This is a genomic window from Pradoshia sp. Z5_111 (genome assembly GCF_058267535.1).
Genome location: NZ_JBZCPQ010000004.1, coordinates 137,242 through 162,317, shown reverse-complemented (window position 1 = coordinate 162,317; position 25,076 = coordinate 137,242). Strand labels below are relative to the sequence as shown.

General features: G+C 37.7%; 24 protein-coding genes. 21 read left to right on the top strand and 3 right to left on the bottom strand.

The window, feature by feature from the left end:
- The first annotated feature begins 29 nt into the window (after positions 1 to 29).
- The 13 genes from AC4D4A_RS10300 to AC4D4A_RS10240 all read left to right on the top strand — a co-directional run bounded on the left by AC4D4A_RS10300 (position 30) and on the right by AC4D4A_RS10240 (position 14,848).
- The gene (locus AC4D4A_RS10300; protein WP_490995827.1) at positions 30 to 824 is read left to right on the top strand and encodes a DUF3388 domain-containing protein; all 795 of its coding nucleotides are present in this window, start codon (positions 30 to 32) and stop codon (positions 822 to 824) included.
- An 18-nt stretch (positions 825 to 842) separates the two neighbouring features.
- Positions 843 to 1,730: a helix-turn-helix domain-containing protein gene (locus AC4D4A_RS10295; RefSeq protein WP_490995826.1), complete on the top strand. Its 888-nt coding sequence runs from the start codon at positions 843 to 845 to the stop codon at positions 1,728 to 1,730.
- 81 nt (positions 1,731 to 1,811) lie between these two features.
- Positions 1,812 to 2,390 (top strand): CDP-diacylglycerol--glycerol-3-phosphate 3-phosphatidyltransferase, encoded by a 579-nt coding sequence (pgsA, locus tag AC4D4A_RS10290; protein ID WP_490995825.1) that lies wholly within the window; start codon positions 1,812 to 1,814, stop codon positions 2,388 to 2,390.
- A 44-nt stretch (positions 2,391 to 2,434) separates the two neighbouring features.
- A complete protein-coding gene (locus AC4D4A_RS10285; RefSeq protein ID WP_490995824.1) occupies positions 2,435 to 3,682 on the top strand; it encodes a competence/damage-inducible protein A in 1,248 nt (415 codons plus the stop codon).
- Positions 3,683 to 3,940: 258 nt separating this feature from the next.
- Entirely contained in the window at positions 3,941 to 4,984 is a 1,044-nt protein-coding gene (gene recA, locus AC4D4A_RS10280; protein WP_490995823.1) for a recombinase RecA, read from the top strand.
- 527 nt (positions 4,985 to 5,511) lie between these two features.
- Positions 5,512 to 7,071, top strand: a complete 1,560-nt coding sequence (gene rny / locus AC4D4A_RS10275) for a ribonuclease Y (protein WP_066100258.1) — start codon at positions 5,512 to 5,514, stop codon at positions 7,069 to 7,071.
- A gap of 111 nt (positions 7,072 to 7,182) precedes the next feature.
- On the top strand, positions 7,183 to 7,980 hold the full coding sequence (locus AC4D4A_RS10270; RefSeq protein WP_066100255.1) for a TIGR00282 family metallophosphoesterase: 798 nt from the start codon (positions 7,183 to 7,185) through the stop codon (positions 7,978 to 7,980).
- Positions 7,981 to 8,116: 136 nt separating this feature from the next.
- Positions 8,117 to 8,377 (top strand): stage V sporulation protein SpoVS, encoded by a 261-nt coding sequence (gene spoVS, locus AC4D4A_RS10265; RefSeq protein ID WP_066100252.1) that lies wholly within the window; start codon positions 8,117 to 8,119, stop codon positions 8,375 to 8,377.
- A gap of 122 nt (positions 8,378 to 8,499) precedes the next feature.
- Positions 8,500 to 9,432, top strand: coding sequence for a dipeptidase (locus tag AC4D4A_RS10260; RefSeq protein WP_490995822.1), 933 nt, complete (start codon positions 8,500 to 8,502; stop codon positions 9,430 to 9,432).
- 161 nt (positions 9,433 to 9,593) lie between these two features.
- Positions 9,594 to 11,330: a 2-oxoacid:acceptor oxidoreductase subunit alpha gene (locus tag AC4D4A_RS10255; protein ID WP_490995821.1), complete on the top strand. Its 1,737-nt coding sequence runs from the start codon at positions 9,594 to 9,596 to the stop codon at positions 11,328 to 11,330.
- Positions 11,331 to 12,197, top strand: coding sequence for a 2-oxoacid:ferredoxin oxidoreductase subunit beta (locus AC4D4A_RS10250; protein WP_490995820.1), 867 nt, complete (start codon positions 11,331 to 11,333; stop codon positions 12,195 to 12,197). It begins immediately after the preceding gene.
- Between the two features lie 346 nt (positions 12,198 to 12,543).
- Positions 12,544 to 13,584, top strand: a complete 1,041-nt coding sequence (tdh, locus tag AC4D4A_RS10245; protein ID WP_490995819.1) for an L-threonine 3-dehydrogenase — start codon at positions 12,544 to 12,546, stop codon at positions 13,582 to 13,584.
- Between the two features lie 85 nt (positions 13,585 to 13,669).
- Positions 13,670 to 14,848 (top strand): glycine C-acetyltransferase, encoded by a 1,179-nt coding sequence (locus tag AC4D4A_RS10240; protein ID WP_490995818.1) that lies wholly within the window; start codon positions 13,670 to 13,672, stop codon positions 14,846 to 14,848.
- A gap of 137 nt (positions 14,849 to 14,985) precedes the next feature.
- On the opposite strand, the gene AC4D4A_RS10235 is transcribed toward AC4D4A_RS10240, so the two are convergent.
- On the bottom strand, positions 14,986 to 15,546 hold the full coding sequence (locus AC4D4A_RS10235) for a GNAT family N-acetyltransferase (protein WP_490995817.1): 561 nt from the start codon (positions 15,544 to 15,546) through the stop codon (positions 14,986 to 14,988).
- 542 nt (positions 15,547 to 16,088) lie between these two features.
- On the opposite strand from AC4D4A_RS10235, the gene lepB reads away from it, so the two are divergent.
- The 5 genes from lepB (at position 16,089) to AC4D4A_RS10210 (ending at position 21,467) form a co-directional block, all read left to right on the top strand.
- Complete coding sequence (lepB, locus tag AC4D4A_RS10230) at positions 16,089 to 16,643, top strand: signal peptidase I (RefSeq protein WP_490995816.1); 555 nt, start codon at positions 16,089 to 16,091, stop codon at positions 16,641 to 16,643.
- Between the two features lie 414 nt (positions 16,644 to 17,057).
- Positions 17,058 to 18,596, top strand: coding sequence for a tRNA (N6-isopentenyl adenosine(37)-C2)-methylthiotransferase MiaB (gene miaB / locus AC4D4A_RS10225; protein WP_490995815.1), 1,539 nt, complete (start codon positions 17,058 to 17,060; stop codon positions 18,594 to 18,596).
- Between the two features lie 2 nt (positions 18,597 to 18,598).
- Entirely contained in the window at positions 18,599 to 19,030 is a 432-nt protein-coding gene (locus AC4D4A_RS10220) for a YlbF/YmcA family competence regulator (RefSeq protein ID WP_490995814.1), read from the top strand.
- Positions 19,031 to 19,189: 159 nt separating this feature from the next.
- The gene (locus tag AC4D4A_RS10215) at positions 19,190 to 20,401 is read left to right on the top strand and encodes a phospholipase D-like domain-containing protein (RefSeq protein WP_490995813.1); all 1,212 of its coding nucleotides are present in this window, start codon (positions 19,190 to 19,192) and stop codon (positions 20,399 to 20,401) included.
- A gap of 76 nt (positions 20,402 to 20,477) precedes the next feature.
- Positions 20,478 to 21,467, top strand: coding sequence for a Gfo/Idh/MocA family protein (locus tag AC4D4A_RS10210; protein WP_490995812.1), 990 nt, complete (start codon positions 20,478 to 20,480; stop codon positions 21,465 to 21,467).
- Positions 21,468 to 21,636: 169 nt separating this feature from the next.
- Here AC4D4A_RS10210 and AC4D4A_RS10205 read toward each other — a convergent pair whose 3' ends face one another.
- Positions 21,637 to 22,395, bottom strand: coding sequence for a TPM domain-containing protein (locus AC4D4A_RS10205; RefSeq protein WP_490995811.1), 759 nt, complete (start codon positions 22,393 to 22,395; stop codon positions 21,637 to 21,639).
- The gene (locus AC4D4A_RS10200; RefSeq protein ID WP_490995810.1) at positions 22,395 to 22,970 is read right to left on the bottom strand and encodes a LemA family protein; all 576 of its coding nucleotides are present in this window, start codon (positions 22,968 to 22,970) and stop codon (positions 22,395 to 22,397) included. Before AC4D4A_RS10200 ends, AC4D4A_RS10205 begins: the two co-directional genes overlap by 1 nt.
- A 413-nt stretch (positions 22,971 to 23,383) precedes the next feature.
- On the opposite strand from AC4D4A_RS10200, the gene AC4D4A_RS10195 reads away from it, so the two are divergent.
- The 3 genes from AC4D4A_RS10195 to AC4D4A_RS10185 all read left to right on the top strand — a co-directional run bounded on the left by AC4D4A_RS10195 (position 23,384) and on the right by AC4D4A_RS10185 (position 25,055).
- Complete coding sequence (locus tag AC4D4A_RS10195; protein WP_490995809.1) at positions 23,384 to 24,136, top strand: TspO/MBR family protein; 753 nt, start codon at positions 23,384 to 23,386, stop codon at positions 24,134 to 24,136.
- Between the two features lie 105 nt (positions 24,137 to 24,241).
- Positions 24,242 to 24,373, top strand: coding sequence for a hypothetical protein (locus AC4D4A_RS10190; RefSeq protein WP_490995808.1), 132 nt, complete (start codon positions 24,242 to 24,244; stop codon positions 24,371 to 24,373).
- Positions 24,374 to 24,749: 376 nt separating this feature from the next.
- Complete coding sequence (locus AC4D4A_RS10185; RefSeq protein ID WP_490995807.1) at positions 24,750 to 25,055, top strand: hypothetical protein; 306 nt, start codon at positions 24,750 to 24,752, stop codon at positions 25,053 to 25,055.
- The last annotated feature ends 21 nt before the right edge of the window (positions 25,056 to 25,076 follow it).

Here is a 25,076-nt window from a genome sequence, read left to right as displayed (position 1 = left end):
TGTCAAATATTTCTCTTAGGGGGAACGGAATGGACAAGAAGGAATGGTATTTTGAATATGAAATTAAAATTAACCGTCCCGGGTTGTTAGGGGATATTTCTTCTTTGTTAGGAATGCTCTCCATAAATATCGTAACCATCAATGGTGTGGATGAGGGAAGAAGAGGTATGCTTCTTTTGGCGAAGGATAATCGTCAAATTGAACGCCTGGAATCAATTCTGCAAACAATGGATACGATAAAAGTAACTAAACTTAGAGAGCCGAAATTAAGAGATCGGTTAGCAGTCAGACATGGTCGTTACATACAAAGAGATGCAGATGATCGAAAAACATTCCGATTTGTAAGAGAAGATCTTGGACTTCTGGTTGATTTTATGGCCGAGCTTTTTAAACAGGAAGGCCATAAACTAATTGGAATCAGGGGTATGCCTCGTGTTGGTAAAACAGAATCGATTGTTGCTGCAAGTGTTTGTGCGAATAAGCGTTGGTTATTTGTTTCTTCCACCTTATTAAAACAAACTGTTCGAAATCAATTAATTGAAGATGAATACAATGAAGATAACTTATTTATTCTGGATGGGATTGTTTCAACTCGCAGAGCCAATGAAAGGCACTGGCAGCTTGTATGTGAAATCATGAGACTTGATTCGATTAAAGTTGTTGAACATCCTGACGTGTTTGTACAAAATTCAGAGTATACAATGAACGATTTTGATTATATTATTGAACTACGTAATGACCCGAACGAAGAGATCACATATGAAGCAGTAGACCAACAGTCCTCTTTATTTGGAGGATCCGAATTTGGATCGTTTGATTTTTAGTGATTAGAAGGTGTTTATATGACGGAATTAGGTAAAGTATTAAAGGAAGCCAGAGAGTCTAAAGGATTAACTCTGGATGACCTTCAACAAATAACCAAAATACAAAAGCGTTATCTTGTTGGTATAGAAGAAGGCAATTATGAAATGATGCCGGGCAAATTCTATGTCAGAGCGTTTATTAAACAATATGCTGAAGCAGTTGGATTAGATCCTGAACGGCTTTTTGCGGAGCATCAAACGGATATTCCTGCGGCAGTTCAGCAGGAGGAGCTTCCTCAAAAACTATCTAGAGTGCAATCGAAAAAAACTTTGCCAGTACAGCATTCCAAGTGGATGGAAGTACTTCCTAAAATTTTGATAGCTGTGTTCCTTGTTGCAGTAGTGGCTATTATTTATTACTTTGTTGCAAAAGCGATTGGTAATAATGAAGACACAGGAACAGTTAATCAAAACGGTGATCCTGTAAGACTTGAACAGGGTGAATCCACAAACCAAGAAGAAAATACCAAAGAGAAAGAAGAAACAGAAACAGAAAAAGAAAGTAATCCAGAGAATGCTGAGGAAGATTCTAAAGAACCGGAAGAAGCAGGTTCTGCTGAGTTGAAAGTGACTTCTGCTAATGGAAAAAATACAATATATGAATTAAGTAATACAGATGAATTTAAGGTATCAGTAAAATCTACCGGCGAGACATGGGTATCTGTTAAAAATTCCAAGGGAGAAAATCTCTTCAATGGCGTGATTCAAAATGGAGAAAGCCAGGATTTTGATCTTTCAGATGATAATCAAATTGTCATGAATATAGGGAAAACTCCAGATACTGAAATTTATGTTAATGATGAAAAACTGGAGTATGAAAGTGAACTGATTGTCCAAAACATAACGATTGATTACACGAAGGAGTAAGATTGGAAGGTCATCAATGGATGGCCTTCTCTCGTCTATCCTTTTATAAATAAAATTTAAAAGTAAAGTGAGGAACATCAAGTGAATTTACCGAACAAGATAACAATTTCTAGAATTTGCATGATCCCTGTGTTTATGATTATCATGCTTCCATCTATTGATTGGGGAACCTGGATGATTAACGATGTGGAGCTGCCTGTCTCTCATTTTGTTGGAGCTCTTATTTTTATCATTGCTTCTACAACTGATTGGATTGATGGATACTATGCTAGAAAACATAATCTGGTCACAACCCTTGGAAAGTTTCTTGATCCGTTGGCAGATAAACTTCTTGTATCTGCTGCATTAATTATACTTGTAGGATACGAGTTAGCGCCTGCTTGGATTGTTATTTTAATTATCAGCCGTGAATTTGCGGTAACAGGCCTTCGCCTGGTTCTGGCTGGTGAAGGGGAAGTTGTTGCAGCGAATCAATTGGGCAAAATTAAAACCTGGACTCAAATCATCGCTATATCTGCGTTACTATTGCACAATCTACCATTTGCGTGGATTAATTTTCCGTTTGCTGATATAGCTCTTTATGTAGCTTTATTCTTTACTATATGGTCTGGCTGGGATTACTTTGCTAAGAATAAAGACGCGTTTTTAAATTCTAAATAAGGGTATCATTCTTACTATAACTTGTTAAATTGGCGGGTGACAGAATGAATGCAGAATTAATAGCGGTAGGCTCTGAGTTATTACTTGGACAGATTGCAAATACCAATGCTCAGTTTATATCAAAAAGCCTGGCAGAGATAGGTATTAATGTATATTACCATACAGTAGTTGGGGATAATCCTGTACGATTAAAAAAGGCTATCGAAATTGCAGAATCCCGAGCTGATCTTATTATATACACTGGTGGTTTGGGACCTACAAAGGATGATATAACAAAAGAAGTTGTAGCCGACCATATCGGTAAAACATTAATATCAGATCAAAAAGCCATGGAAAATATTGAGGAGTACTTCAAGAAAATAAAACGTGTGATGACAGAAAACAACCGGAAGCAAGCGTTGATTATTGGAGGATCAGAAGTATTCCCTAATCAAAATGGGATGGCACCCGGAATGGCGGTGTCTCATGGAGATATTCTTCATATTTTACTGCCTGGACCTCCAAGTGAAATGCAGCCAATGCACCAAAATTTTGCAGTTCCTTATCTGTTGAGATTAATGGACAGGGTGGAGCGGATAGATTCACGAGTCCTCCGTTTCTTCGGTATTGGGGAATCACAGCTTGAAACAGAAATAGAAGATTTGCTGGATCAGCAAAGTAACCCGACAATAGCGCCTCTTGCCTCGGATGGAGAGGTAACTCTTCGGATTACAGCTAAACATGAATCTATTGAAGAAGCTGACAAACTATTAAAAGAGACAGAAGAAAAAATTCTTTCACGTGTGGGAGAATATTTTTACGGATATGATGATGCGACCATCATGACTGAACTTATCAATCTTTTAAAAGAAAATGAGCTTACAATATCGGCAGCAGAAAGTTTAACCGGCGGAATGTTTCAGGAAAAAATGACCGATATACAGGGAGCAGGTTTAATCCTTAAGGGTGGTATTGTTGTTTATACCAATGAAGCAAAGAAAAAGCTACTGAAGGTCGAACAATCAACGATAGACCAATATGGGGTTGTCAGTGAGCAATGTGCTATGGAAATGGCTGATAATATTAAAGCCATGCTCCAATCTGATATCGGGATTAGCTTTACTGGTGTTGCTGGACCAGATGAATTGGAAGGCCATCCGGTAGGAACTGTTTTTATCGGTATAGCCATTTCCGGTCAGAAAACGTACGCAAAGAGATTAGACTTAGGCGGTATGCGTGAGGTTAATCGGGTTAGAAGCATGAAGTATGGCTGTCATTTTCTTATCAGAAAGCTGAGAGAGTTATATGCATAATGGAAAACCCCAACTTATATGGTTGGGGATTTCTATTGTTTATAAAATCGAGATAATTTCAGTTTTACACTAATTACTGCTAAAAGCATCCTATTTGCTAGAGAGTTTCTTTAAATTTATCAGCAAAATTACCATTAAAATGATACGAATAAATGTTCGCTTTTTTACTTGTTAAATGGGGACAGATGAGGTATAGTATAAATAAGTTCTAAATTATACATGTAATGTTTTTATATAGATATGGGGAGGAAATAAACTGTGAGTGAACGTCAAGCTGCGCTCGATATGGCGCTAAAACAAATTGAAAAGCAATTTGGTAAAGGTTCAGTAATGAAGCTGGGGGAAAGAGCAGACAGAAAGGTTTCTACCATTCCAAGTGGTTCGCTTGCTCTTGATTCAGCCCTCGGTGTGGGTGGATATCCAAGAGGTAGAATAATCGAGATTTATGGACCGGAGAGCTCCGGTAAAACGACAGTAGCTTTACATGCAATTGCTGAAGTACAGGCGAAGGGTGGACAAGCAGCCTTTATTGATGCAGAACATGCTTTAGATCCGGCATATGCACAAAAGCTTGGCGTAAATATAGATGAATTATTACTTTCCCAACCAGATACAGGTGAACAGGCATTGGAAATTGCTGAGGCACTTGTACGAAGTGGTGCAATTGATATTATTGTTGTTGACTCAGTGGCTGCTTTAGTACCAAAAGCTGAAATCGAAGGTGAAATGGGAGATTCTCATATGGGTCTACAAGCCCGTTTAATGTCCCAGGCTCTTCGTAAACTTTCTGGATCCATTAATAAATCTAACACAATAGCAATCTTTATCAACCAAATCCGTGAGAAGATTGGTGTTATGTTTGGTAACCCAGAAACAACTCCAGGTGGTCGTGCCCTTAAGTTCTATTCTACGGTTCGCCTTGAAGTAAGACGTGCTGAACAACTGAAACAGGGAAATGATATTGTAGGGAACAGGACCAAAGTTAAGGTTGTTAAAAATAAAGTGGCTCCACCGTTCAAAGTGGCAGAACTTGATATTATGTATGGTGAGGGCATTTCCAAAGAAGGCGAAATCATCGACATTGGCTCTGAGTTAGATATTATTGAAAAGAGTGGCTCATGGTATTCATATAATGGTGATCGCTTAGGACAGGGAAGAGAGAATGCGAAACTCTTCTTAAAAGAGAATCCAGATGTTCGTGATGAAATTTCCATTAAAATCCGCTCAGCGTATGGATTAAACGGTGAAGCGAAAGTGGTTGAACCAGCAGAGGAAATGGATAAATTTGATTTACCTGAATAAGTAGTTTGTAATGGGCAAACCTGGTTATGGGTTTGCCCTTTCTATAGGTGGACATCAGGGCATGCTTTTATATAAAATTCATCTGTTTCTGAAGAGAATCAGGATTTAGTTAGTGTCTAGCTAAGAATCCAATCAGTAAGTGTTGTTACTGGAGAGAAATTATTCAGCAACTTCATTAGCAAGGATGAGAAATACTTAAAAATTTCTCTAGATTTTGTACTATTACACAACTTAATAGGAAGCAGCTATGGTAAAAGTGGAAGGCTTAATTGGAATCTACGAATTAGGTGGATAGGTTCACGAAATTTGTTTATATGTCTGTATTTTCTAAAAACGATTAAAAGAGCGTCGGGACTTGCTCTTGACAACAAATTTTCATAACTTTACAATAGAAATGTATTAATATCTTTTTTTATGACATGCCTAAAAGCGATTGTGCTGTATATTTTTAGATGATGTACATGCCAGAATTGAAAACAATGTAGTAAAAGAGATTAAAAAAGTTAATAGCAAGAGGAGGTGTAATGATGGATCCAATCGCTATCATCTCCATTTTGCTTGGCCTAATTGTTGGTGCAGTTGTTGGCTATTTGTTAAGAAGATCTATAGCTGAATCTAAAATATCCGGCGCAACGAACGCAGCTGAAAAAATTATTGAGGATGCAAAGCGTGAAGCGGACGCCTTGAAAAAGGAATCCCTTCTTGAAGCAAAGGATGAGATTCATAAGCTTCGGACTGATGCTGAAAAGGAAGTTCGTGATCGACGAACTGAATTACAGAGACAGGAAAATCGAATTCTACAAAAAGAAGAGAATCTGGACCGTAAAGCAGACTCTCAAGATAAACGTGAGGCTTTATTGGAGAAGAAAGAAGATTCTCTGAACCAAAGACAACAGCATATTGAACAGATGGAAAGCAAAGTGGACGAGATAATTCAAGCTCAAAGTTCTGAACTTGAACGTATTTCTAGCCTGACTAGAGAAGAAGCAAAAGCCATTATCCTTGATCGTGTTGAGAAAGAGCTATCACATGATATTGCAATCATGATGAAAGAGAGCGATAACCGAGCGAAGGAAGAAGCGGACAAAAAGGCACGTGAAATCTTGTCACTTGCGATTCAACGTTGTGCAGCAGATCATGTGGCCGAAACGACCGTTTCTGTTGTTAATCTTCCAAATGATGAAATGAAAGGTCGAATTATCGGTCGAGAAGGACGTAATATTCGAACACTTGAAACGTTGACAGGAATCGATTTAATTATTGATGATACACCTGAAGCTGTCATTTTATCTGGATTTGACCCAATTAGACGTGAAACTGCGAGACTTGCCCTTGAAAAACTTGTTCAGGATGGGCGTATCCATCCGGCTCGTATTGAAGAAATGGTTGATAAAGCAAGAAGGGAAGTCGATGAGCATATCCGTGAAATCGGTGAGCAAACAACATTTGAAGTTGGGGTTCATGGCTTACACCCAGATTTAATAAAGATCCTAGGCCGTTTAAGATACCGTACAAGCTATGGTCAGAATGTGCTTAAACATTCCATGGAGGTAGCTTATTTATCAGGCTTAATGGCAGCAGAGCTTGGTCAGGATATTACATTGGCAAAGCGTGCCGGATTATTGCATGATATTGGTAAAGCGATTGATCATGAAGTAGAAGGAAGCCATGTGGAAATAGGAGTGGAACTTGCTACGAAGTACAAGGAACACCCTGTTGTCATTAATAGTATTGCTTCTCACCATGGAGACGCGGAACCAAAATCTATAATTGCCATCCTAGTAGCAGCAGCTGATGCATTATCTGCAGCTAGACCTGGGGCTAGAAGTGAAACGCTTGAAAACTATATTCGTCGCCTTGAAAAACTCGAGGATATTTCTGAATCCTATGAAGGTGTTGAAAAATCATTTGCAATCCAGGCTGGACGAGAAGTTCGTATTATTGTTAAGCCTGAAAGTATTGATGATTTAGAGGCACACCGTTTAGCCAGAGATATCAGAAAACGTATTGAAGATGAACTGGATTATCCGGGACATATTAAAGTGACGGTTATTCGTGAGACCAGAGCAGTTGAATATGCAAAATAAAGCGGTGTTCGTCACCGCTTTATTTTTTTGGAGATCGGAACTTTTTTAAGAAAAAAAGTTAAACTATACCAAAGATAATCTTGGATTAGTTTCAAAGAAAGGAAAGCGAAAATGAGGTTATTATTTATTGGGGATATTGTCGGATCACCTGGAAGAGCAATGGTGAAAGAATACTTAGGAAAGTTAAAGGAAAAATATAGACCGCAATTTGTCATTATTAATGGAGAAAATGCAGCAGCCGGAAGAGGGATTACACAAAAAATTTATAAAGAATTGCTTGAGTACGGTGCTAATATCATTACACTTGGTAATCATTCCTGGGACAATCGTGATATTTTTGAATTCATAGGGGAAGCAAAATATCTGGTGCGCCCTGGAAATTTCCCAGAGGGGACCCCGGGTACGGGACTTTCATTTGTTAAGATGAATCAGTTTGAATTGGCTGTTATTAACCTGCAGGGCAGAACTTTTATGCCTGCGCTTGATGATCCTTTTTTATGTGCAGATAAATTGGTGGAAGAGGCCAGTAAGCGAACGCCATTTATATTTGTTGATATGCATGCTGAAGCAACCAGTGAAAAACAGGCAATGGGATGGTATTTGGATGGACGAGTATCAGCGGTAGTTGGGACTCATACACATGTCCAAACAGCTGATAACCGAATTCTGCCTAAAGGAACTGCTTACATGTCTGACGTGGGAATGACAGGGCCTTATGATGGTATTCTGGGAATGGAACGCGATGCTGTCATTAAGAAATTCTTAACAAGCCTGCCTGTGAGATTTGAAGTACCAAAAGAGGGTAGAGCGGTACTTAGTGGGTTAATAATCGATTTGGATCCTAAAACGGGCAAAGCGAAAAAAACCGAGAGAATTTTAATTAATGAAGATCATCCATTTTTTTATTAAGAATGATTGAGAGTAGCCAACCTATAAGGGGTTGGCTTTTTTGTATGGTATATCTTTTGTTCATCATGAATATAGTTAACAGAAAAAACATACTCACTAGGGGACATGTCCTGGAATAAGATGAGGAGGACCAGAAATGGAAATATTAAAGGTTTCAGCAAAATCTAATCCCAACTCTGTGGCTGGAGCGCTGGCTGGAGTACTTAGAGAAAGAGGAGCAGCAGAAATCCAAGCAATAGGCGCAGGTGCATTAAACCAAGCAGTAAAAGCTGTAGCGATTGCAAGGGGATTCGTCGCACCCAGCGGGATGGACCTTATATGCATTCCTGCTTTTACAGATATCTTAATTGATGGTGAGGAACGTACCGCCATAAAACTAATTATAGAACCACGGTAAAATGAAACTGCAGTAATGAAACTGGAGCTGACTCTGATTAAGGATCGGTAGGTGTATTCTCCGATTGGGAGGATGCTCCTTTTTGTTAACCGAAGCTAACAAAACATGGGGGATTCGCATTAATGAGAATATTTGATGCACATTGTGATGTGTTGATGAAGCTATTTTGTAATCCGCAATTGGACTTTTACCATAGCAAGGAGCTAGAGGTAACAAATCTTGGTTTGAAAGCAGCTAATATACAAGTACAAGTTTTCGCTATTTATGTACCGGAAAAAGTACATCCTTCTATCCGCTTTGATGCAGCTCTTGCCATGGTGGATATTTTTTATGACCAAATAATTGGCAAAGGGAAGTTAAAATTCATTCAAAACTATAAGGATATTGGCAGACTTAAAGAGGGAGAAACAGGTGCGATTCTCATGTTGGAGGGTTGTGACTGTATTGGCGACGACATGTTGAAGCTGAAGCTATTACTGAGGCTCGGTGTTACTGTTGTCGGGTTGACTTGGAACTGGGCTAATCTGGTCGCGGATGGTGCGTTGGAAAAACGCGCAGCCGGTCTAACTACCTTTGGGAAAAAGGTAGTTGAGTTGTTGAATGGTACGAACAATTGGTGTGATGTATCTCATTTATCGGAGAGAGCATTTTGGGATTGCATGGAGTTACATAACCGGCCAATTGCTTCTCACTCAAATTGCCGAGCGCTAGTTCCTCATCCAAGAAATTTAACAGATGATCAAATTAGAGCTTTAATACAAAAAAATTCGGTTGTGGGACTTACATTTGTTCCTGAGTTTTTGACAGGTACAGATCAGGCAAACTTGACTGATATATTAAGGCATCTGGACCATGTATGTTCACTTGGCGGTACCCGCCATGTCGGATTTGGATCCGATTTTGATGGTACGACAACAAGCGTACATTCTCTCAGGAGAGTGGAACAGTATAGTAATCTGGTTAACGAGCTGCTGAAATATTATAAGGAAGAGGATGTAAAGCACTTCCTATTTGATAATTTTGCATCAAGATATGGCCAGCAGGGTTTGGACTGAATAGGCCATTTCTTTATTTATAGTATTTTTTTAGAATCTTAAGCTTAATAGTGTAGACATTATGGTATATTCTAGTAAATAATAAAATTATTGTTAATAGTTTTATAGCTGACATGAAAAACCAATATTTCATATAAGGGAATCGAAGGGGTGTAAAGGAAATGATTAAACAACTTTCATGGAAAGTTGGAGGGCAGCAAGGTGAAGGCATAGAAAGTACTGGAGAAATTTTTTCTATTGCATTAAATCGTCTGGGATATTACTTGTATGGCTATCGCCATTTTTCTTCCCGTATCAAAGGAGGCCATACAAATAATAAAATTCGAGTAAGCACAACACAGGTTCGATCAATAGCTGACGATTTGGATGTGTTAGTGGCATTTGACCAAGAAACTATTGATGTGAATTATAAAGAATTACATAAAGACGGTATTATTTTGGCTGACACCAAGTTTGATCCCAAAGCTCCTTTAGATACCGAAGCTGTACTTTATTCCGTCCCATTTACAGAAATAGCCTCTCAGCTAGGAACATCTTTAATGAAGAACATGGTAGCTATCGGCGCTTCCAGTGCTGTACTTGGTTTAAATATTCAGGTTTTTACAGAAGTGGTTGATGAAATATTCGGAAGAAAAGGAGCCGCTGTCGTAGAAAAGAATTTAGAAGCGATTCAAGCTGGCTATGACTTTTTAATGGAACAAATGGGTAACAAGGCTAGAGTGCTGCAGCTAGTAGAAGCTGATGGAAAAAAACGTTTATTCATGATTGGTAATGATGCGATTGCCATGGGTGCTCTGGCTGGTGGAACTCGCTTTATGGCTGCCTATCCGATTACGCCTGCCTCTGAGATAATGGAGTATTTAATTAAGCAACTGCCAAAGTTTGGTGGAACCGTCATACAGACAGAAGATGAGATTGCTGCTTGTACAATGGCAATTGGCGCAAATTATGCAGGTGTACGCAGTTTAACAGCTTCAGCTGGTCCAGGTTTATCGCTGATGATGGAGGCAATCGGATTATCAGGGATTACAGAAACTCCTCTTGTAATTGTCGATACTCAACGTGGAGGCCCTTCGACAGGTATGCCTACAAAACAGGAACAATCCGATTTAATGGCAATGATTTATGGAACTCATGGAGAAATTCCAAAAATTGTTCTTGCACCAAGTACAGTGGAGGAAGCATTCTACGATACAGTAGAAGCATTTAATTTAGCTGAAGAATATCAGGTTCCAGTTATTATCCTTTCCGATTTACAATTATCCTTGGGTAAACAAACCGTTGAGCCTTTAGATTTTAGCAGGGTTGAGATTAGGAGAGGTAAATTAATTTCCGAGGATTTACCAGAGCCTGCTGATAAAAGTTATTTTAAACGATATGCTGTAACAGAAGATGGGATATCACCAAGACCTCTTCCAGGAATGAAAAATGGAATCCATCATGTTACAGGTGTTGAACATGATGAGACGGGCAAACCCTCAGAGGTTGCTTCTAATCGTGTAGCTCAAATGGATAAACGAATGCGTAAAATTGATTCTGTACGCTTTAAAGATTCCATCCATATAAATGCAGTCCATGAGAATCCTGATTTGTTATTGGTTGGATTTAATTCTACTAGAGGTGTTATTGAAGAGACGATGAAGAACCTGGCTGATGACGGGATTAAAGTCAACCATGTACATGTAAGGCTTCTTCATCCATTCCCGGCTCATGAGATACTGCCTTATGTCCAGGATGCGAAAAAGGTAGTTGTTATCGAGAATAATGCAACAGGACAACTTGCCAACATTCTAAAAATGAATATTGGCCATGCCGAGAAGATTACGAAGTTTTTAAAATATGACGGCAATCCATTTTTGCCGTATGAAGTGACTACAAAATGCAGGGAGTTGGTTTAAATGGCTACATTTAAGGACTTTAGAAATAATGTTAAGCCAAACTGGTGTCCCGGGTGTGGTGACTTCTCTGTTCAGGCCGCTATCCAGAGGGCAGCAGCTAATGTAGGTCTGGAACCGGATCAACTTGCTGTGATTTCCGGTATTGGCTGTTCTGGCCGTATTTCCGGTTATATCCAATCCTATGGGTTTCACAGTATACACGGCCGCTCTTTACCAATCGCGCAGGGTGTCAAAATGGCGAATCGTGATTTAACCGTGCTTGCCTCTGGTGGAGATGGTGATGGTTTTGCAATTGGCATGGGTCACACGGTACATGCGATTAGGAGAAATATTGATATTACCTATATTGTTATGGATAATCAAATATACGGTTTAACGAAGGGGCAGACATCACCGCGCTCTGCAGCCGGTTTTAAGACGAAATCTACGCCTGGAGGTTCGATTGAACAGGCGATATCTCCTATGGAAATGGCCTTGTCAGTTGGCGCGACCTTTGTGGCGCAAAGCTTTTCCAGCGACTTAAAAGATTTGACAGCACTGATTGAAGCCGGTATTCGCCATAAAGGTTTTTCTTTAATCAATGTTTTCAGTCCATGCGTGACCTATAATAAAGTGAATACGTATGATTGGTTCAAGAGCAATTTAACAAAGCTTTCATCAATCGAAGGTTACGATCCATCCAATAAAGAAGCAGCGATGCAGACGTTAATGGAGCATAAAGGTTTAGTTACCGGCTTAATTTATCAAAATACTGCTCAGCCTTCCTATCAGGAATTAATTCAGGGTTATGCTGAAAAACCTTTATCTTCTGCTGATTTGAAATTGACTCAGGAACATTTTGATAAATTGACAGCAGAATTTATGTAGTTGAATAAATACCGGCCAAGTAATCGGTCGGTATTATTTATTTATGTAATGTGAGGTAAGTGTTTTATGGTGAAATCTGATGAAGAATGAAACCCTTGATAAATCTGGGGTTTTTATTATGATTTGCAGACACCATTGATAACGACTTATACATGGGGATTCATTCTTAGATGACAATGTAGGTAGTCTTAGTCTAAAGAAATATACACTTTAGTATATTTTTTTAAAAAAATATTCTTCTTATAATCAACTGTCCGCCATACGAGGAATAGCCTATTTACATAATTAAGTTAAAAATTTAAAATTTTGGTATTAACCAGGTTTTTTAGACAGGAGTGTGTATACGGTGGATGGAAAAATGAAAGCGGTTGTAAAGCATAAAAGGGGTTATGGAGCAGAACTTCAATTGATTGATATTCCTTCTATCAAAGAAGATGAAGTGTTGATTAAAGTAAAGGCGACGTCCATATGCGGAACGGATGTCCATATATATACTTGGGATGAATGGTCTCAAAATAGGGTTAATCCTCCTTATGCATTTGGGCATGAATTTTCAGGAGAGATTGTTGAAGTGGGAAATAAAGTGAAGGATTTCCAGATAGGCGATTATGTTTCCGCTGAGACACATCTGGTTTGTGGAATCTGTCCTCAATGTATGACGGGACAATATCATATATGTAAAAACACAAAGATAATTGGGGTTGATACACAGGGGTGTTTTGCTGAATACGTAGCCTTACCGGCCTCTAATCTGTGGAAAAATCCTGTAGATATGCCTATAGATGTGGCTTCTATACAAGAGCCGATGGGGAATGCGGTCCACACCGTATTGTCAGGTGAAGTGGTCGGGAAAACCGTCGCTATTATCGGTTGCGGCCCAATTGGTATTATGGCAGCTGGAGTGGCAAAAGCAGCGGGGGCTTCACAAGTCATTGCGTTGGATCTTAATGATTACCGTTTAGAACTGGCGGGTAAATTGGGCGCTACTGTGATGATTAACTCATCGAAGACAGATCCTGTTCAGGCAGTTTATGATTTAACGGATGGGAATGGGGTTGATATTGTTTGTGAAATGAGTGGTCATCCTGTAGCCATTGATCAAGGATTTAAAATGATTACGAATGGAGGCAGGTTTTCTATTTTAAGCTTACCTTCTAAGCCTGTGCCTCTCAATATTACTGATGATATCGTTTTTAAGGGGGTAACCGTTCAAGGAATTACAGGGAGACAAATGTTCAAAACGTGGCAGCAGGTTTCCCGATTGCTCGAATCAGGTCAGGTTGATGTTAAACCATTAATCACCCATCACTTCCCTTTAGAAGAATATGAAAAAGGCTTTGACCTTATGATTAAAGGTGAGTGTGGAAAAGTAGTATTACTCCCGTAAAAGTGTGTAGAATGAGGGATATAATGCAAAAATATAGGGAATAGAAGGAATTATAAGGGAAACAATTGGATGAGGAGGAAGCGATTTGAAGGGGTTTGAATACTTGCAAACAGAATTAGACGAAATGAAAGGAACAGGTTTGTTCCATCCATTAATTCCTCTGGAATCAGAACAAGGTACAAAAGTTAAGATTAATGGAGAAAATTTGATTCAATTATCATCTAACAATTATCTTGGATTGACTTCACATCCTCGTTTAAAGGATGCAGCGCTTGATGCGATTGAAGAATATGGAGTGGGAACAGGTTCGGTACGTACGATAGCCGGTACCCTGGATATGCATATGGAGTTAGAAGAGAAATTGGCGAAATTTAAACATACGGAAGCAGCTTTAGTATTTCAATCTGGATTTACAACAAATCAAGGAGTTTTATCGGCGATTCTTACGCCGAAAGATGTGGTCATATCGGATGAATTAAACCACGCTTCCATAATCGATGGAATAAGACTAACAAAAGCTACACGCCGTGTTTATAAGCATGTTGATATGAATAGCTTGGAGGACGTCCTGAAAGAGACTCAATCCTATCGTAAACGTTTAGTTGTAACAGATGGTGTCTTTTCTATGGATGGCAATATCGCACCGCTGCCCGAGATAGTAGAGTTAGCGGAAAAATATGATGCACTTATTATGGTGGACGATGCACATGCCTCAGGAGTACTTGGTCAAAATGGGCGTGGAACCGTCAATCACTTCGGTTTGGATGGACGTGTTCATATTCAAGTAGGTACGTTAAGCAAGGCTATAGGGGTGCTTGGGGGATATGTGGCAAGCAGCCGAACATTGATTGATTATTTAATTCATAAAGGCAGACCTTTCTTATTCAGTACATCACACCCGCCAGCAGTGACGATGGCTAATATAGAAGCAATTGATGTATTATTGGAAGAGCCGGAATTAATTGAGCGTTTGTGGGAGAATACGAAGTTTTTCAAAGATGGATTGGAATTTATGGGTTTCAATACTGGAAAAAGCGAAACGCCGATCACTCCCATTATCGTTGGAGATGAGGCTTTGACAAATCAGCTGTCTACTAAATTAATGGAATATGGAGTATTTGCTCAAGGGATTGCATTCCCAACTGTTGCAAAGGGGCATGCACGTGTCAGGACCATTGTAACAGCAGAACACTCCAAAGAGGAGCTTGCCAACGCCTTGAATGCATTTGAAAAGGCAGGTAAAGAGCTGGGGATTATTAAATAAAGATAGGTCTTTAAAAATAGTTATTTAAATGAATATTCCTATTTTGTAGAGTAAATTATTGATAACTCAAGTTAACAAGTTAATAGTAATACAGAAAAGCATTAATTCAGGCTCTTCCTGAATTAATGCTTTTTTAATTAGTTCGCTTGTTGTTTGTTCCAATCTTCCCTCAGTAAACCATATACATGTACATCATGGAATGAACCGAATCTAAAAATTTCATTGCGTAATATACCTTCCTTACGAAAATAGCATTTTTCGTAAGAGCGGATTGCATTGGCATTAAAACTGAACACCTGAAGTTTGATTTTATGGATATGGATGTAATTAAAAACAAAAGAAGTTAATGTATTCATGGCATCTGTGCCAAAGCCTTTATTGTGCCACTCGTTGCCAATGGATATCCCAACAAAACACGTGCTGTTCTTCCAGTTAATGGCGAATACACCGCATGATCCAATAAGTTCATTTGATTCTTTCTTAAAAATACCAAACATAAACTCTTCTTTTTTTCCACTAATCGTTTTGAAAAAATTTGTGTGATCTTCAGTTGTTAATGGAAATGGAATATCATCATTTGCAAGTAATAGTGTACGATTTTCATTCTCAATTTCAGCAAAGCGTTCAAAATGATGTGGTTCCATTTGTTTCAATAAAACTGTTTGACCTGTTAAATAGTTATCAAAAAATTGTTTCATATTTTTCTCCCTTTAGTAAGGGGTGCAGTCGGAGATACACTCCCTTAGATTATTTGCTTGTTAAACAAAACATCTACTGCAATAAGCGCGGTCATATTCACAACTCCTTTTTATTAATAGTATAACTATATCCTAAAACTATTCATTTGAAAATTGCGATTATTACTCTAAAGGGTCCGCTTTTCTAATGTTTAATTACTTAGTTGAGTGGCTTTATAGAGGGCCAGTATCTCTGAAAGTAGATTTGGTGAATAAAATGAAGAAAAGGCAGAGGAATACGCCTTATTGAACCATTAGATACCCCTCATTAGGCGGACTAATTCTTTCTACGTCCTGTTACGCTATTTAATATTATGGGTATTCTCCAACTGTATTAGTGTGGTGTAGGAAATTTATTAAGAATGATAGAACATAGAGGCTTGTTAGTGTAGTGACTTAGTACTTCTTATTCATCCAACACGTTTGTATGCCCCTTTGTAAGGGAATAAATGAAGAAGAGAACAGAGCGGGTGTACATGAATTAGGTTAAAGGAGTACGGTTTATGAATGATAAAATAAATATAGGAAAAGAAGCTATGTCAGTGTTTAAATCTGTCGTACTGGCGATTATTATTGTGACTTTAATGCGTCAGTTTGTTTTTACGCCAACTACGGTTAGGGGAGAATCTATGCTTCCCAGTCTCGAGGATGGAAATCGGATTATCTTAAGTAAAATGACAACGATTAACCGTTTTGATGAGGTCGTATTTCATGCAACAGATTCACCTGATAGTTATGTAAAACGTGTAATTGGTCTTCCTGGAGATACAGTTGAAATGAAGGATGATGTTCTGTATATTAATGGAAAAGCCAGTGATGAACCTTATTTGGAGGAATTTAAGAAGGATTTGCAAAAGAGGGAACGGCTGACTGAAGACTTTACATTAAAGAATTTGACAGGTAAACAAAAAGTTCCAAAGGGACAAATGTTTGTTCTTGGAGATAATCGCTTGTACAGTAAAGATAGCAGGATATTTGGTTTTGTGCCGATGGATCGAATTATTGGTGAAGTGAAACTCCGCGTTTGGCCTATAAGTGATATTGGTTTTGCAAAATAACATGTTTAGAACTGAGGGATGTTTGTCTGCATTATATCAAAGGATAATTTGATATAACGCAGACAAGCATTTTTTTGTAGACATTATGATGGTATAGGGATTGTTTAGATAGAGAAAAATCTTTAAGCGGCAAAATTCTATATAAAATAATTAGAAAAGTTGCTAATATGCCTGGTATGTATTTTTATTGCTTGTTTATCCCAAAACAGGCTATTTTACACTTCATATTGAGAAATTTGCCCAAAACCATTATACTAAATGAATGTGACAACGATAGTTTTAAAAATGATTACAATACAGTTTGTAGTTGTTGTTTTTGAGTTTAATGCTTTTATAATTGTGTTTATGAGTGGGTGTCTATTTAATAATATATAGATTTAATTAATAAGTGTGGATAGATGGAAGGGGATTTATATGAACGAGCAGCAACGCTTGGATACAACGACCGCTGTTAAAAATGACAAAAAGCAAGAAAAAGATTATAGCAAGTATTTTGAAACGGTTTACATGCCACCATCCTTAAAAGATGCTAAGAAACGCGGAAAAGAAGCGATTAATTATCATAAGGATTTTAATATTAATGAACAATTCCGTGGTATGGGTGAAGGACGCAAGTTTTATATCCGTACGTACGGTTGCCAAATGAATGAGCATGATACTGAAGTTATGTCCGGTATCTTTTTAGCTCTTGGATATGAGCCAACTGACAGTGTAGACGATGCCAATGTTATTCTATTGAATACATGTGCTATTCGAGAAAATGCTGAAAATAAAGTGTTCGGTGAACTTGGCCATTTAAAAGCATTGAGAAAAAATAAGCCGGATTTATTGCTTGGTGTATGTGGATGTATGTCACAGGAAGAATCTGTTGTTAATAAAATTTTACAAAAGCATGCCTTTGTAGATATGATATTTGGTACACATAATATCCATCGTTTACCGGAAATATTGATGGAAGCATATATGTCCAAAGAAATGGTTATTGAAGTTTGGTCCAAGGAAGGGGATATTATTGAGAACCTTCCAAAAGTAAGAAAAGGAAACATCAAGGCTTGGGTTAATATTATGTATGGCTGTGATAAGTTCTGTACGTACTGTATTGTTCCATTTACACGCGGAAAGGAACGGAGCCGCAGACCTGAAGATATTATTCAGGAGGTTCGCAATTTGGCTGCTCAAGGATATCAGGAAATCACATTGCTTGGGCAAAACGTAAATGCATACGGTAAGGACTTTGAAGACATTGACTATCGTTTAGGCGATTTAATGGAAGAAATCCGTAAGATCGATATCCCGCGTGTGCGTTTCACGACAAGCCATCCCCGTGATTTTGATGATCATTTGATTGAAGTTCTGGCTAAAGGCGGAAATATGATGGACCATATTCATTTGCCTGTTCAATCTGGTAATAATGATGTCTTAAAAATCATGGCTCGGAAATATACACGTGAACAATACTTGGAATTGGTTCGTAAAATCAAGGAAGCGATTCCTAACGTGACACTGACAACTGATATTATAGTCGGCTATCCGAATGAAACGGATGAACAGTTTGAAGAAACGATATCTCTTTATAAAGAAGTTGGATATGATCTTGCTTATACATTTATTTATTCTCCGCGTGAAGGTACACCAGCGGCAAAAATGAAGGATAATGTTCCGATGGAAGTCAAAAAAGAGCGCCTTCAACGCCTGAATGCACTGGTAAATGAAACAGCCAACAAAAAAAATCAACTCTATAAAGGCCAGATTCTTGATGTTTTAGTTGAAGGGGAAAGTAAAAACAATCCGGATGTACTGGCAGGATATACAACTAAAAATAAATTAGTTAACTTTAGAGCTCCAAAATCTGTTATCGGTAAAATTGTAAAAGTGAAAATTACAAATGCTAAAACATGGTCACTTGATGGTGAGTATGTGGAAGAAACAAATGAGGTAGAGGTGGGAGTTTAAAAATGGGGAACTACACGAAAGAACAAATTATTGACAAAGCAAAAGACTTGGCTAAAATGATCTCAACGACTAATGAAGTTGATTTCTTTAAACGAGCGGAAGCGCAAATCAATGAAAATAAAAATGTAGCTGAGTTAATGTCAGTAATCAAGGGGTTACAAAAGCAGTCGGTCAACTTCCAACATTATGGAAAGACAGAAGCCTATAAAAAGACAGAGGAAAAATTAGCGAAGGTAGAACGTGAATTGGATGAAATTCCGATTGTTCAAGAATTTAAACAATCGCAGATCGAAGTTAATGATCTTCTGCAGATGGTAGCTAATGTCATCTCTAATACAGTGACAGATGAAATCATTAAAGCAACTGATGGAGATTTGTTACGTGGAGAAACTGGTTCAAAAGTAAAAAATAATTCTCACAGCCATAGCTGCTAATTTAAGAAAGCCGCACATTACTCCTTTATTAAAAGGTGTGATGTGTGGCTTTTTTGATAGTTGGCTTCATTCATTTACTCATTAATAAAATGGATTCTTTTAACACATACTAAGCAAAAAGGAAGATATAATTTATTTTCCAATCAAAGGACATTCAGGATGCTGAAAAAAATAATTATATATTTCATAAACGGTCTTTTACTGTTTAGTACCTTTATAGGTTTGTTATTAGTATGGGTTCATTATGATATTAAAGCTGGAAGAGAAGCGGCGGAAGCAAATAGCCAACCCCATACCTATCCAATTCGCAACAGTAATTTTGGATTATACACGGATTGGAAAACGTTTTATCCCCAGTTTTCAAAAGATATATTAGAGGCTAAGGAATATGTGTATATTCATTATTTTTCAATTGGCAGTGGTGAAGCAAGCAAGAAATTTTTTAATTTATTGAAGAAAAAGGCGGATGAAGGGGTAGATGTTTATTATTCGGTTGACCGAGCAGGATCTTTAAAGGGTAAGAATGATTGGTTTGATGAAATGAAAAAAGCAGGGGTTCATATAACCTATAGCAATGATCCCCATTTTCCTCATATTTGGTACACCATTCAGCATCGGAACCATCGCCGAATAGCTGTAATAGATGGAAAAATCGGCTACACAGGCGGACTGAATGTAGCACAAAAATATACCAAAGATACATGGCATGATTATCAGATCCGCATGACAGGTGAGGGAGTTCAGGATTTTGAACAGCAATTTTGCAAGGATTGGAAGGTAAATACAGGTGACTCACCACCCATACATAAGGTTGACTTGGAAAAAGGAGAAACCAATCATTATTTGAAGGTATATTCAAGTGGATTTGGATTGGTTGAGGATTTCGTTCAAGAATTCGATGCTGCCAAAAAACAAATTATCATTGCAACCCCATATTTTATTCCAGATAATCGTGATTTCATGGATGCTCTGACACGGGCAAGAAAACGGGATGTGGAGGTTATCATTATGTGGCCGAAACATTCAGATGGATTAATGTTAACCCAGGCTGCGTATCCTTTTGTCAGGGAAGCACTCGAAAATGGAATGAAGGTATACCAATATGATAAAGGAATCTTCCATGGGAAAGTTGTTCTGGTAGATTATCAAAGATTAATGATTGGGACAGTCAACATTGATTCACGTTCATTTAGGTTGAATGATGAAATGACTTTATTCATGAAATCATCGCCATTTAGTCAAACGGTTCAAAAACAATTAGATGTAGATCTCGGGGATTCAAAGGAAATTAAATTAGATTATTTTGACAACCTGAAAATGAAAGATAAAATATTGATGAAAATTGCCAAATATGTACATTATTATCTATAATAGAAGTAACTTCTAAGAAACGGATCATTCATTGTAATGATCCGTTTTTTTTAGGACTTTGGAAAGGAGAATAAGAATGTCAAAAATAAAATGGGGTATTTTAAGTACAGCAGATATTGGGCAAACTCAAGTGATTCCTGCCATTAAACGTTCTGTCCATGGAGAGGCTACAGCCATTGCCAGCCAAAGTCAAAAGGCTAAGGATGTGGCTTCAAGCTTGGGGATTCCGAGGACATATGATTCATACGAAGAATTGTTAGCAGATTCTGAAATACAGGCAGTTTATATTCCATTACCAAACCATTTGCATGCAAAATGGACAATGGAAGCGGCAAAAGCCGGTAAACATGTGTTGGTTGAGAAGCCCGCATCTATATCAGAGGCAGAATCGATTGAAATGATGAATACGTGTGAGCGTTATGGTGTGAAAATGATGGAAGCGTTCATGTACCAATTTCATGCCCAGCATAAACGTGTAAAAGATATTATTAAAACGGGGGAAATTGGCGAAGTAAAGTATATGTATGCCAGTCATTCATTTTTATTGAGAGATGATGAGGATAATATCCGTTTATCTTCTGAAAAAGGGGGAGGGGCCCTATATGACGTTGGTTGTTATAATATTCATGCCATCAGGAATATTTTAGGATCTGAACCAATAGAAATAATGGGTTTTGCAGATCTGAATAATCCTTATGGTGTTGACTTAACCACTACAGCACATATGATGATGGATAATGGTGTGCAAGCGATGTTTGATTGTAGTTTTGAAATGAGCAATCGGAATGAATACCGTGTGGTTGGTACTGCAGGTGAGATAATATGCAGAAATGCTTATCGACCGGATCTTGTTGGGCATCAAGGGGAATTATTGGTTAAAAGCGGTGGAGAGACCCGAAAAGAAGTGATTATGTGTGATCAATATATGGTGCAAGTGGATCATTTTGCAGAATGTATACTTAACGATCAAACACCAGCTTATACTCCAATGGATACCGTGCAAAATATGAAGGTTATTGAAGCTTGTTACCAATCGATCAAAACACAGAGTATAATAAAATTATAATTAAATATAAGGCTCGAACGTAACTGAATTTACTTTATTTAAAGCAAAATGACGTTTTGAATATCTAAATAGAAAAAGCCGAATTATTATACATGCTAACAATGCATGTAATAATAGTTCGGCTTGTTTAGTTGCTTTGAAACCTTTTGTCCCAGCCTTGTTTTTTGGATTACCAACCTCTCGATGCCCCGCCGCCGCCAGATGAACCGCCGCCGCCGCGATTTCCACCACCGCGTCCTCCACCGTTCCTTGAAAATGCAGATAGAATGTGAAGAAGCATATAAGTGAATGTACCACCAAAGAAAGTCATATCAATGATAATAAAAATAACAAGTGCAGCTCCTATTAATAGCTTTTTCCAGGTCGCCATGCCGCCTTCATTAGTTACTTCAGAGACATAAGCTTTTGAATCGGTTGATTCATTCAGTTGATATTCCTGTGAGATGACGTTAAATAATTCCTTATACGTATTGATGACCGCTTCATTAGGTTGGTTAGATTGCATATATGGAATGGTATATGTATCCAGTATTCTGCCAACCTTCCCATCAGGCAATGCCCCTTCAAGGCCGTATCCAACTTCTATACGAGCTTTTCTATCCTTAGTCGCTATTAGTAAAAGGACTCCATTATTAAGTTCTTTATCTCCAAGCTCATATGCGCGGAAGGCATCCAGGGCGAATTCTTCAGGTGTCTGGTCTTCTAAAGAATTCACGGTTAGCACAGCAATTTGAGCTTTTGTTTGAGCTTCCAATGTACGACCTAACTGAATCAATTCTTGTTTCTCACTGTCATTCAACAGATTGGCAAAATCCTGAACATAAATATCCCCTTGTGGTTTGGGAACGGCTGCCGATACTGGACTTCCAATCAGGCTGACCAATAAGAATAAGAGAATTGCCATTGAGTGGAGAATTCTTTTAAACATCATTCAGTTCCATTAAAATCTACTGTCGGTGCCTGCTCTGCACCATCAGCAGCTTTAAAATATTCCCTGCTGTCAAAATTAAATAATCCGGCAATCAAGGCACCGGGAAATTGCTTCACTTTTTTATTATAAGTGGATACCTCCGTATTATAATCCTGTCTTGCTACAGCAATCCGATTTTCAGTACCGGCCAGTTCATCCATTAATTGCTGGAAACTTTGATTGGCCTTCAAATCAGGATAGTTTTCAACAACAACTAATAGTCGATTTAATGCACCTGTAAGTTCATCATTGGCCGTTGCTTGTTCCTGTGGTGTATTGGCACCGGCAAGATTTGCGCGCGCAGTTGAGACATCATTTATAACGGTTTCTTCATGCTCGGCATACCCTTTAACGGTATTAACTAAATTAGGAATTAAGTCCATCCTTCTTTGTAATTGATTTTCGATTTGGGAATAAGCTTGATCGACATTCTCTTCTGCGTTCACAAAGCCATTATAGCTCGAAGCAAACATGGCGATGATAATGCCAATAACCACTACCCCAGCAAGTAATATGATTGATCCTCTTTTCAATATTATTGCACTCCTTTCTTACACTGTATAACGTTTGATGGGTGAAAAAAGCTTCATTAATCATCATACCCCTAAATATAAAAAAGCAATCTTAGTTAAAAGGCTGCATTTCCTAATTATAATGTAGGTTTACCTAGTCAAAAATGAATAGGTCATTGTCAGGTTAGTATAGTAAAGAAAATATGTTAAAGAGAAGGTCAGTATAAATCAGCCAATAAAATGGATGTCATGGTGAAGCAAATTAGACAATATGTGGCAGATTTCTTTCCGTTACTTATTGTTTAAACAGTATAGGATTGGGATTATTGAACCTTTCTCCATGTTCTGGTGAGAAGCTGACTATGGTTATAAATGGTTAAAGATCTGTAAATAGAGGAATATATTGACTATCCTATTCTTAGAAGGGGTTGTTTATGATTAGACGGCAATTAAATACACTTATCTTCATTTTAATTGTGGTTATTAATGCTTTGGCTAACATATTGCCAATCAACGGTCAGACCACAGGGGAAATATCAAATCGAATAGAGGTTTTAATCACCCCTGCAGGTTACTCATTTTCAATCTGGTCTTTAATTTATCTGTTAATAGGTATATGGATTATTCGACAGTATCCTAGAGAGCGTCGAGAATTGCCGGTTTATACTAATACAAGCACTATTTTTATGTTAAGCGGGCTATTAAATTGTACGTGGATCCTGACATGGCATTATGAATATTTCATAGCTAGTCTAGCTGTTATGTTTACTTATTTAATCAGTTTGATAATCTTGTATAGGCGAATGAAAAATAGTAATCCTGGCTTTTTTGACATTACACCATTTTCAATCAATCTTGGATGGATCAGTGTTGCTACAATCGTTAATGTAGCTTATGTGTTGAAGGAATATGGTTGGGACGGCTTTGGTTTATCGGATGAGATATGGACAGCTATTATGCTTGTGGTTGGTACAGGACTGGCGATTATCTTTAAATTGAAGGAATCGGATTATTTATATCCCGTTGTCTTTGTTTGGGCATACATTGCGATTGGAATACGTAATCAGGAAACTTCAGAGGGCGTTGCTTACATTGCATATGGGTTGGGTGTAATTATCTTTATTGCATCATGTATCCCGGCAAACAAACAGAAACAAAAACAAATATATAATCACAAGGTAAGATAGATAAATAGTAAATGTTAAAGAGGCTGTGACATAACTTATAAACAATCCTGGACACGAACGATATCTAAATTAATCTTACTAGACTTTGTTGCTTATTAAAGAGTTATGCTGGAAGAAAAAGTCCCTTCCAATGGGCTGCAGCCACTCGCTTTCCGCTCCATTCCACTAGCTATGAATAAAGATATGCAGCATGAACCTATCTATTTAAACCAAATAAAAAAAGAACCGACTGTATAGTAGAATAGTAAAAAGATTATAGTAAGCGCGATGAAGAATTAGATTAACTAAAAATCTAATTCTTTTCTTTGTTTTTAGGCTAGACAACAATCATACAGTTGCACACTGATTTTCTTATAGAACTATGAGAAATTTCATGATTTTTAGTCAGATAAATAAGCAAAAGTGCTTACTCTGTTTAAATATTAAAATGACTTTGGGCATCTTTTCATATCCATAGGTAACGACTTATACTGAAAATACAAATAAGTCGGGATATTTGGTATCATAAAGTTGGAAAAACTCTAAAGCAGAGAGGATGAAAGATTTGTTGATTCATTCACACGATAAGAGTTTACATAACAATAGAAGTAGAATAAGTACAAAGGTACCCTATATGGATAATCCAGATCAAAAACTTGATGTTTTATTAAATGTAGCCGGTAATGTACTTTTGGTTCAAGGTTATCTAATGGAATTTGAGAAGATGATTCAATTATCTAAAGATGCAAAAAGGATAAAGAGACAGTACATAAAAATTATGAATTATATTAATGCGGAATTGCATGAAGATTATCGGAAATATTATTCAGAACGTGCCCAAGTTTTATATGCTGAGTATATGAGATCATCAGAAAATAGACACTCTGGAGGAATCCATATTCTTCATAGATACATACCTCAACGTAAATCCATCCATTAATAACTAATCAACACTATTTTT

Excerpts from the sequence above, each read along its gene's own strand:
- AC4D4A_RS10300 (WP_490995827.1), top strand. The coding sequence starts at position 30 with ATGGACAAGAAGGAATGGTATTTTGAATATGAAATTAAAATTAACCGT.
- AC4D4A_RS10295 (WP_490995826.1), top strand. The coding sequence starts at position 843 with ATGACGGAATTAGGTAAAGTATTAAAGGAAGCCAGAGAGTCTAAAGGA.
- AC4D4A_RS10285 (WP_490995824.1), top strand. The coding sequence starts at position 2,435 with ATGAATGCAGAATTAATAGCGGTAGGCTCTGAGTTATTACTTGGACAG.
- rny (WP_066100258.1), top strand. The coding sequence starts at position 5,512 with ATGGATCCAATCGCTATCATCTCCATTTTGCTTGGCCTAATTGTTGGT.
- AC4D4A_RS10270 (WP_066100255.1), top strand. The coding sequence starts at position 7,183 with ATGAGGTTATTATTTATTGGGGATATTGTCGGATCACCTGGAAGAGCA.
- spoVS (WP_066100252.1), top strand. The coding sequence starts at position 8,117 with ATGGAAATATTAAAGGTTTCAGCAAAATCTAATCCCAACTCTGTGGCT.
- AC4D4A_RS10260 (WP_490995822.1), top strand. The coding sequence starts at position 8,500 with ATGAGAATATTTGATGCACATTGTGATGTGTTGATGAAGCTATTTTGT.
- AC4D4A_RS10255 (WP_490995821.1), top strand. The coding sequence starts at position 9,594 with ATGATTAAACAACTTTCATGGAAAGTTGGAGGGCAGCAAGGTGAAGGC.
- AC4D4A_RS10250 (WP_490995820.1), top strand. The coding sequence starts at position 11,331 with ATGGCTACATTTAAGGACTTTAGAAATAATGTTAAGCCAAACTGGTGT.
- AC4D4A_RS10235 (WP_490995817.1), bottom strand. The coding sequence starts at position 15,546 with ATGAAACAATTTTTTGATAACTATTTAACAGGTCAAACAGTTTTATTG.
- lepB (WP_490995816.1), top strand. The coding sequence starts at position 16,089 with ATGAATGATAAAATAAATATAGGAAAAGAAGCTATGTCAGTGTTTAAA.
- miaB (WP_490995815.1), top strand. The coding sequence starts at position 17,058 with ATGAACGAGCAGCAACGCTTGGATACAACGACCGCTGTTAAAAATGAC.
- AC4D4A_RS10220 (WP_490995814.1), top strand. The coding sequence starts at position 18,599 with ATGGGGAACTACACGAAAGAACAAATTATTGACAAAGCAAAAGACTTG.
- AC4D4A_RS10215 (WP_490995813.1), top strand. The coding sequence starts at position 19,190 with ATGCTGAAAAAAATAATTATATATTTCATAAACGGTCTTTTACTGTTT.
- AC4D4A_RS10210 (WP_490995812.1), top strand. The coding sequence starts at position 20,478 with ATGTCAAAAATAAAATGGGGTATTTTAAGTACAGCAGATATTGGGCAA.
- AC4D4A_RS10205 (WP_490995811.1), bottom strand. The coding sequence starts at position 22,395 with ATGTTTAAAAGAATTCTCCACTCAATGGCAATTCTCTTATTCTTATTG.
- AC4D4A_RS10195 (WP_490995809.1), top strand. The coding sequence starts at position 23,384 with ATGATTAGACGGCAATTAAATACACTTATCTTCATTTTAATTGTGGTT.
- AC4D4A_RS10190 (WP_490995808.1), top strand. The coding sequence starts at position 24,242 with ATGCTGGAAGAAAAAGTCCCTTCCAATGGGCTGCAGCCACTCGCTTTC.
- AC4D4A_RS10185 (WP_490995807.1), top strand. The coding sequence starts at position 24,750 with ATGGATAATCCAGATCAAAAACTTGATGTTTTATTAAATGTAGCCGGT.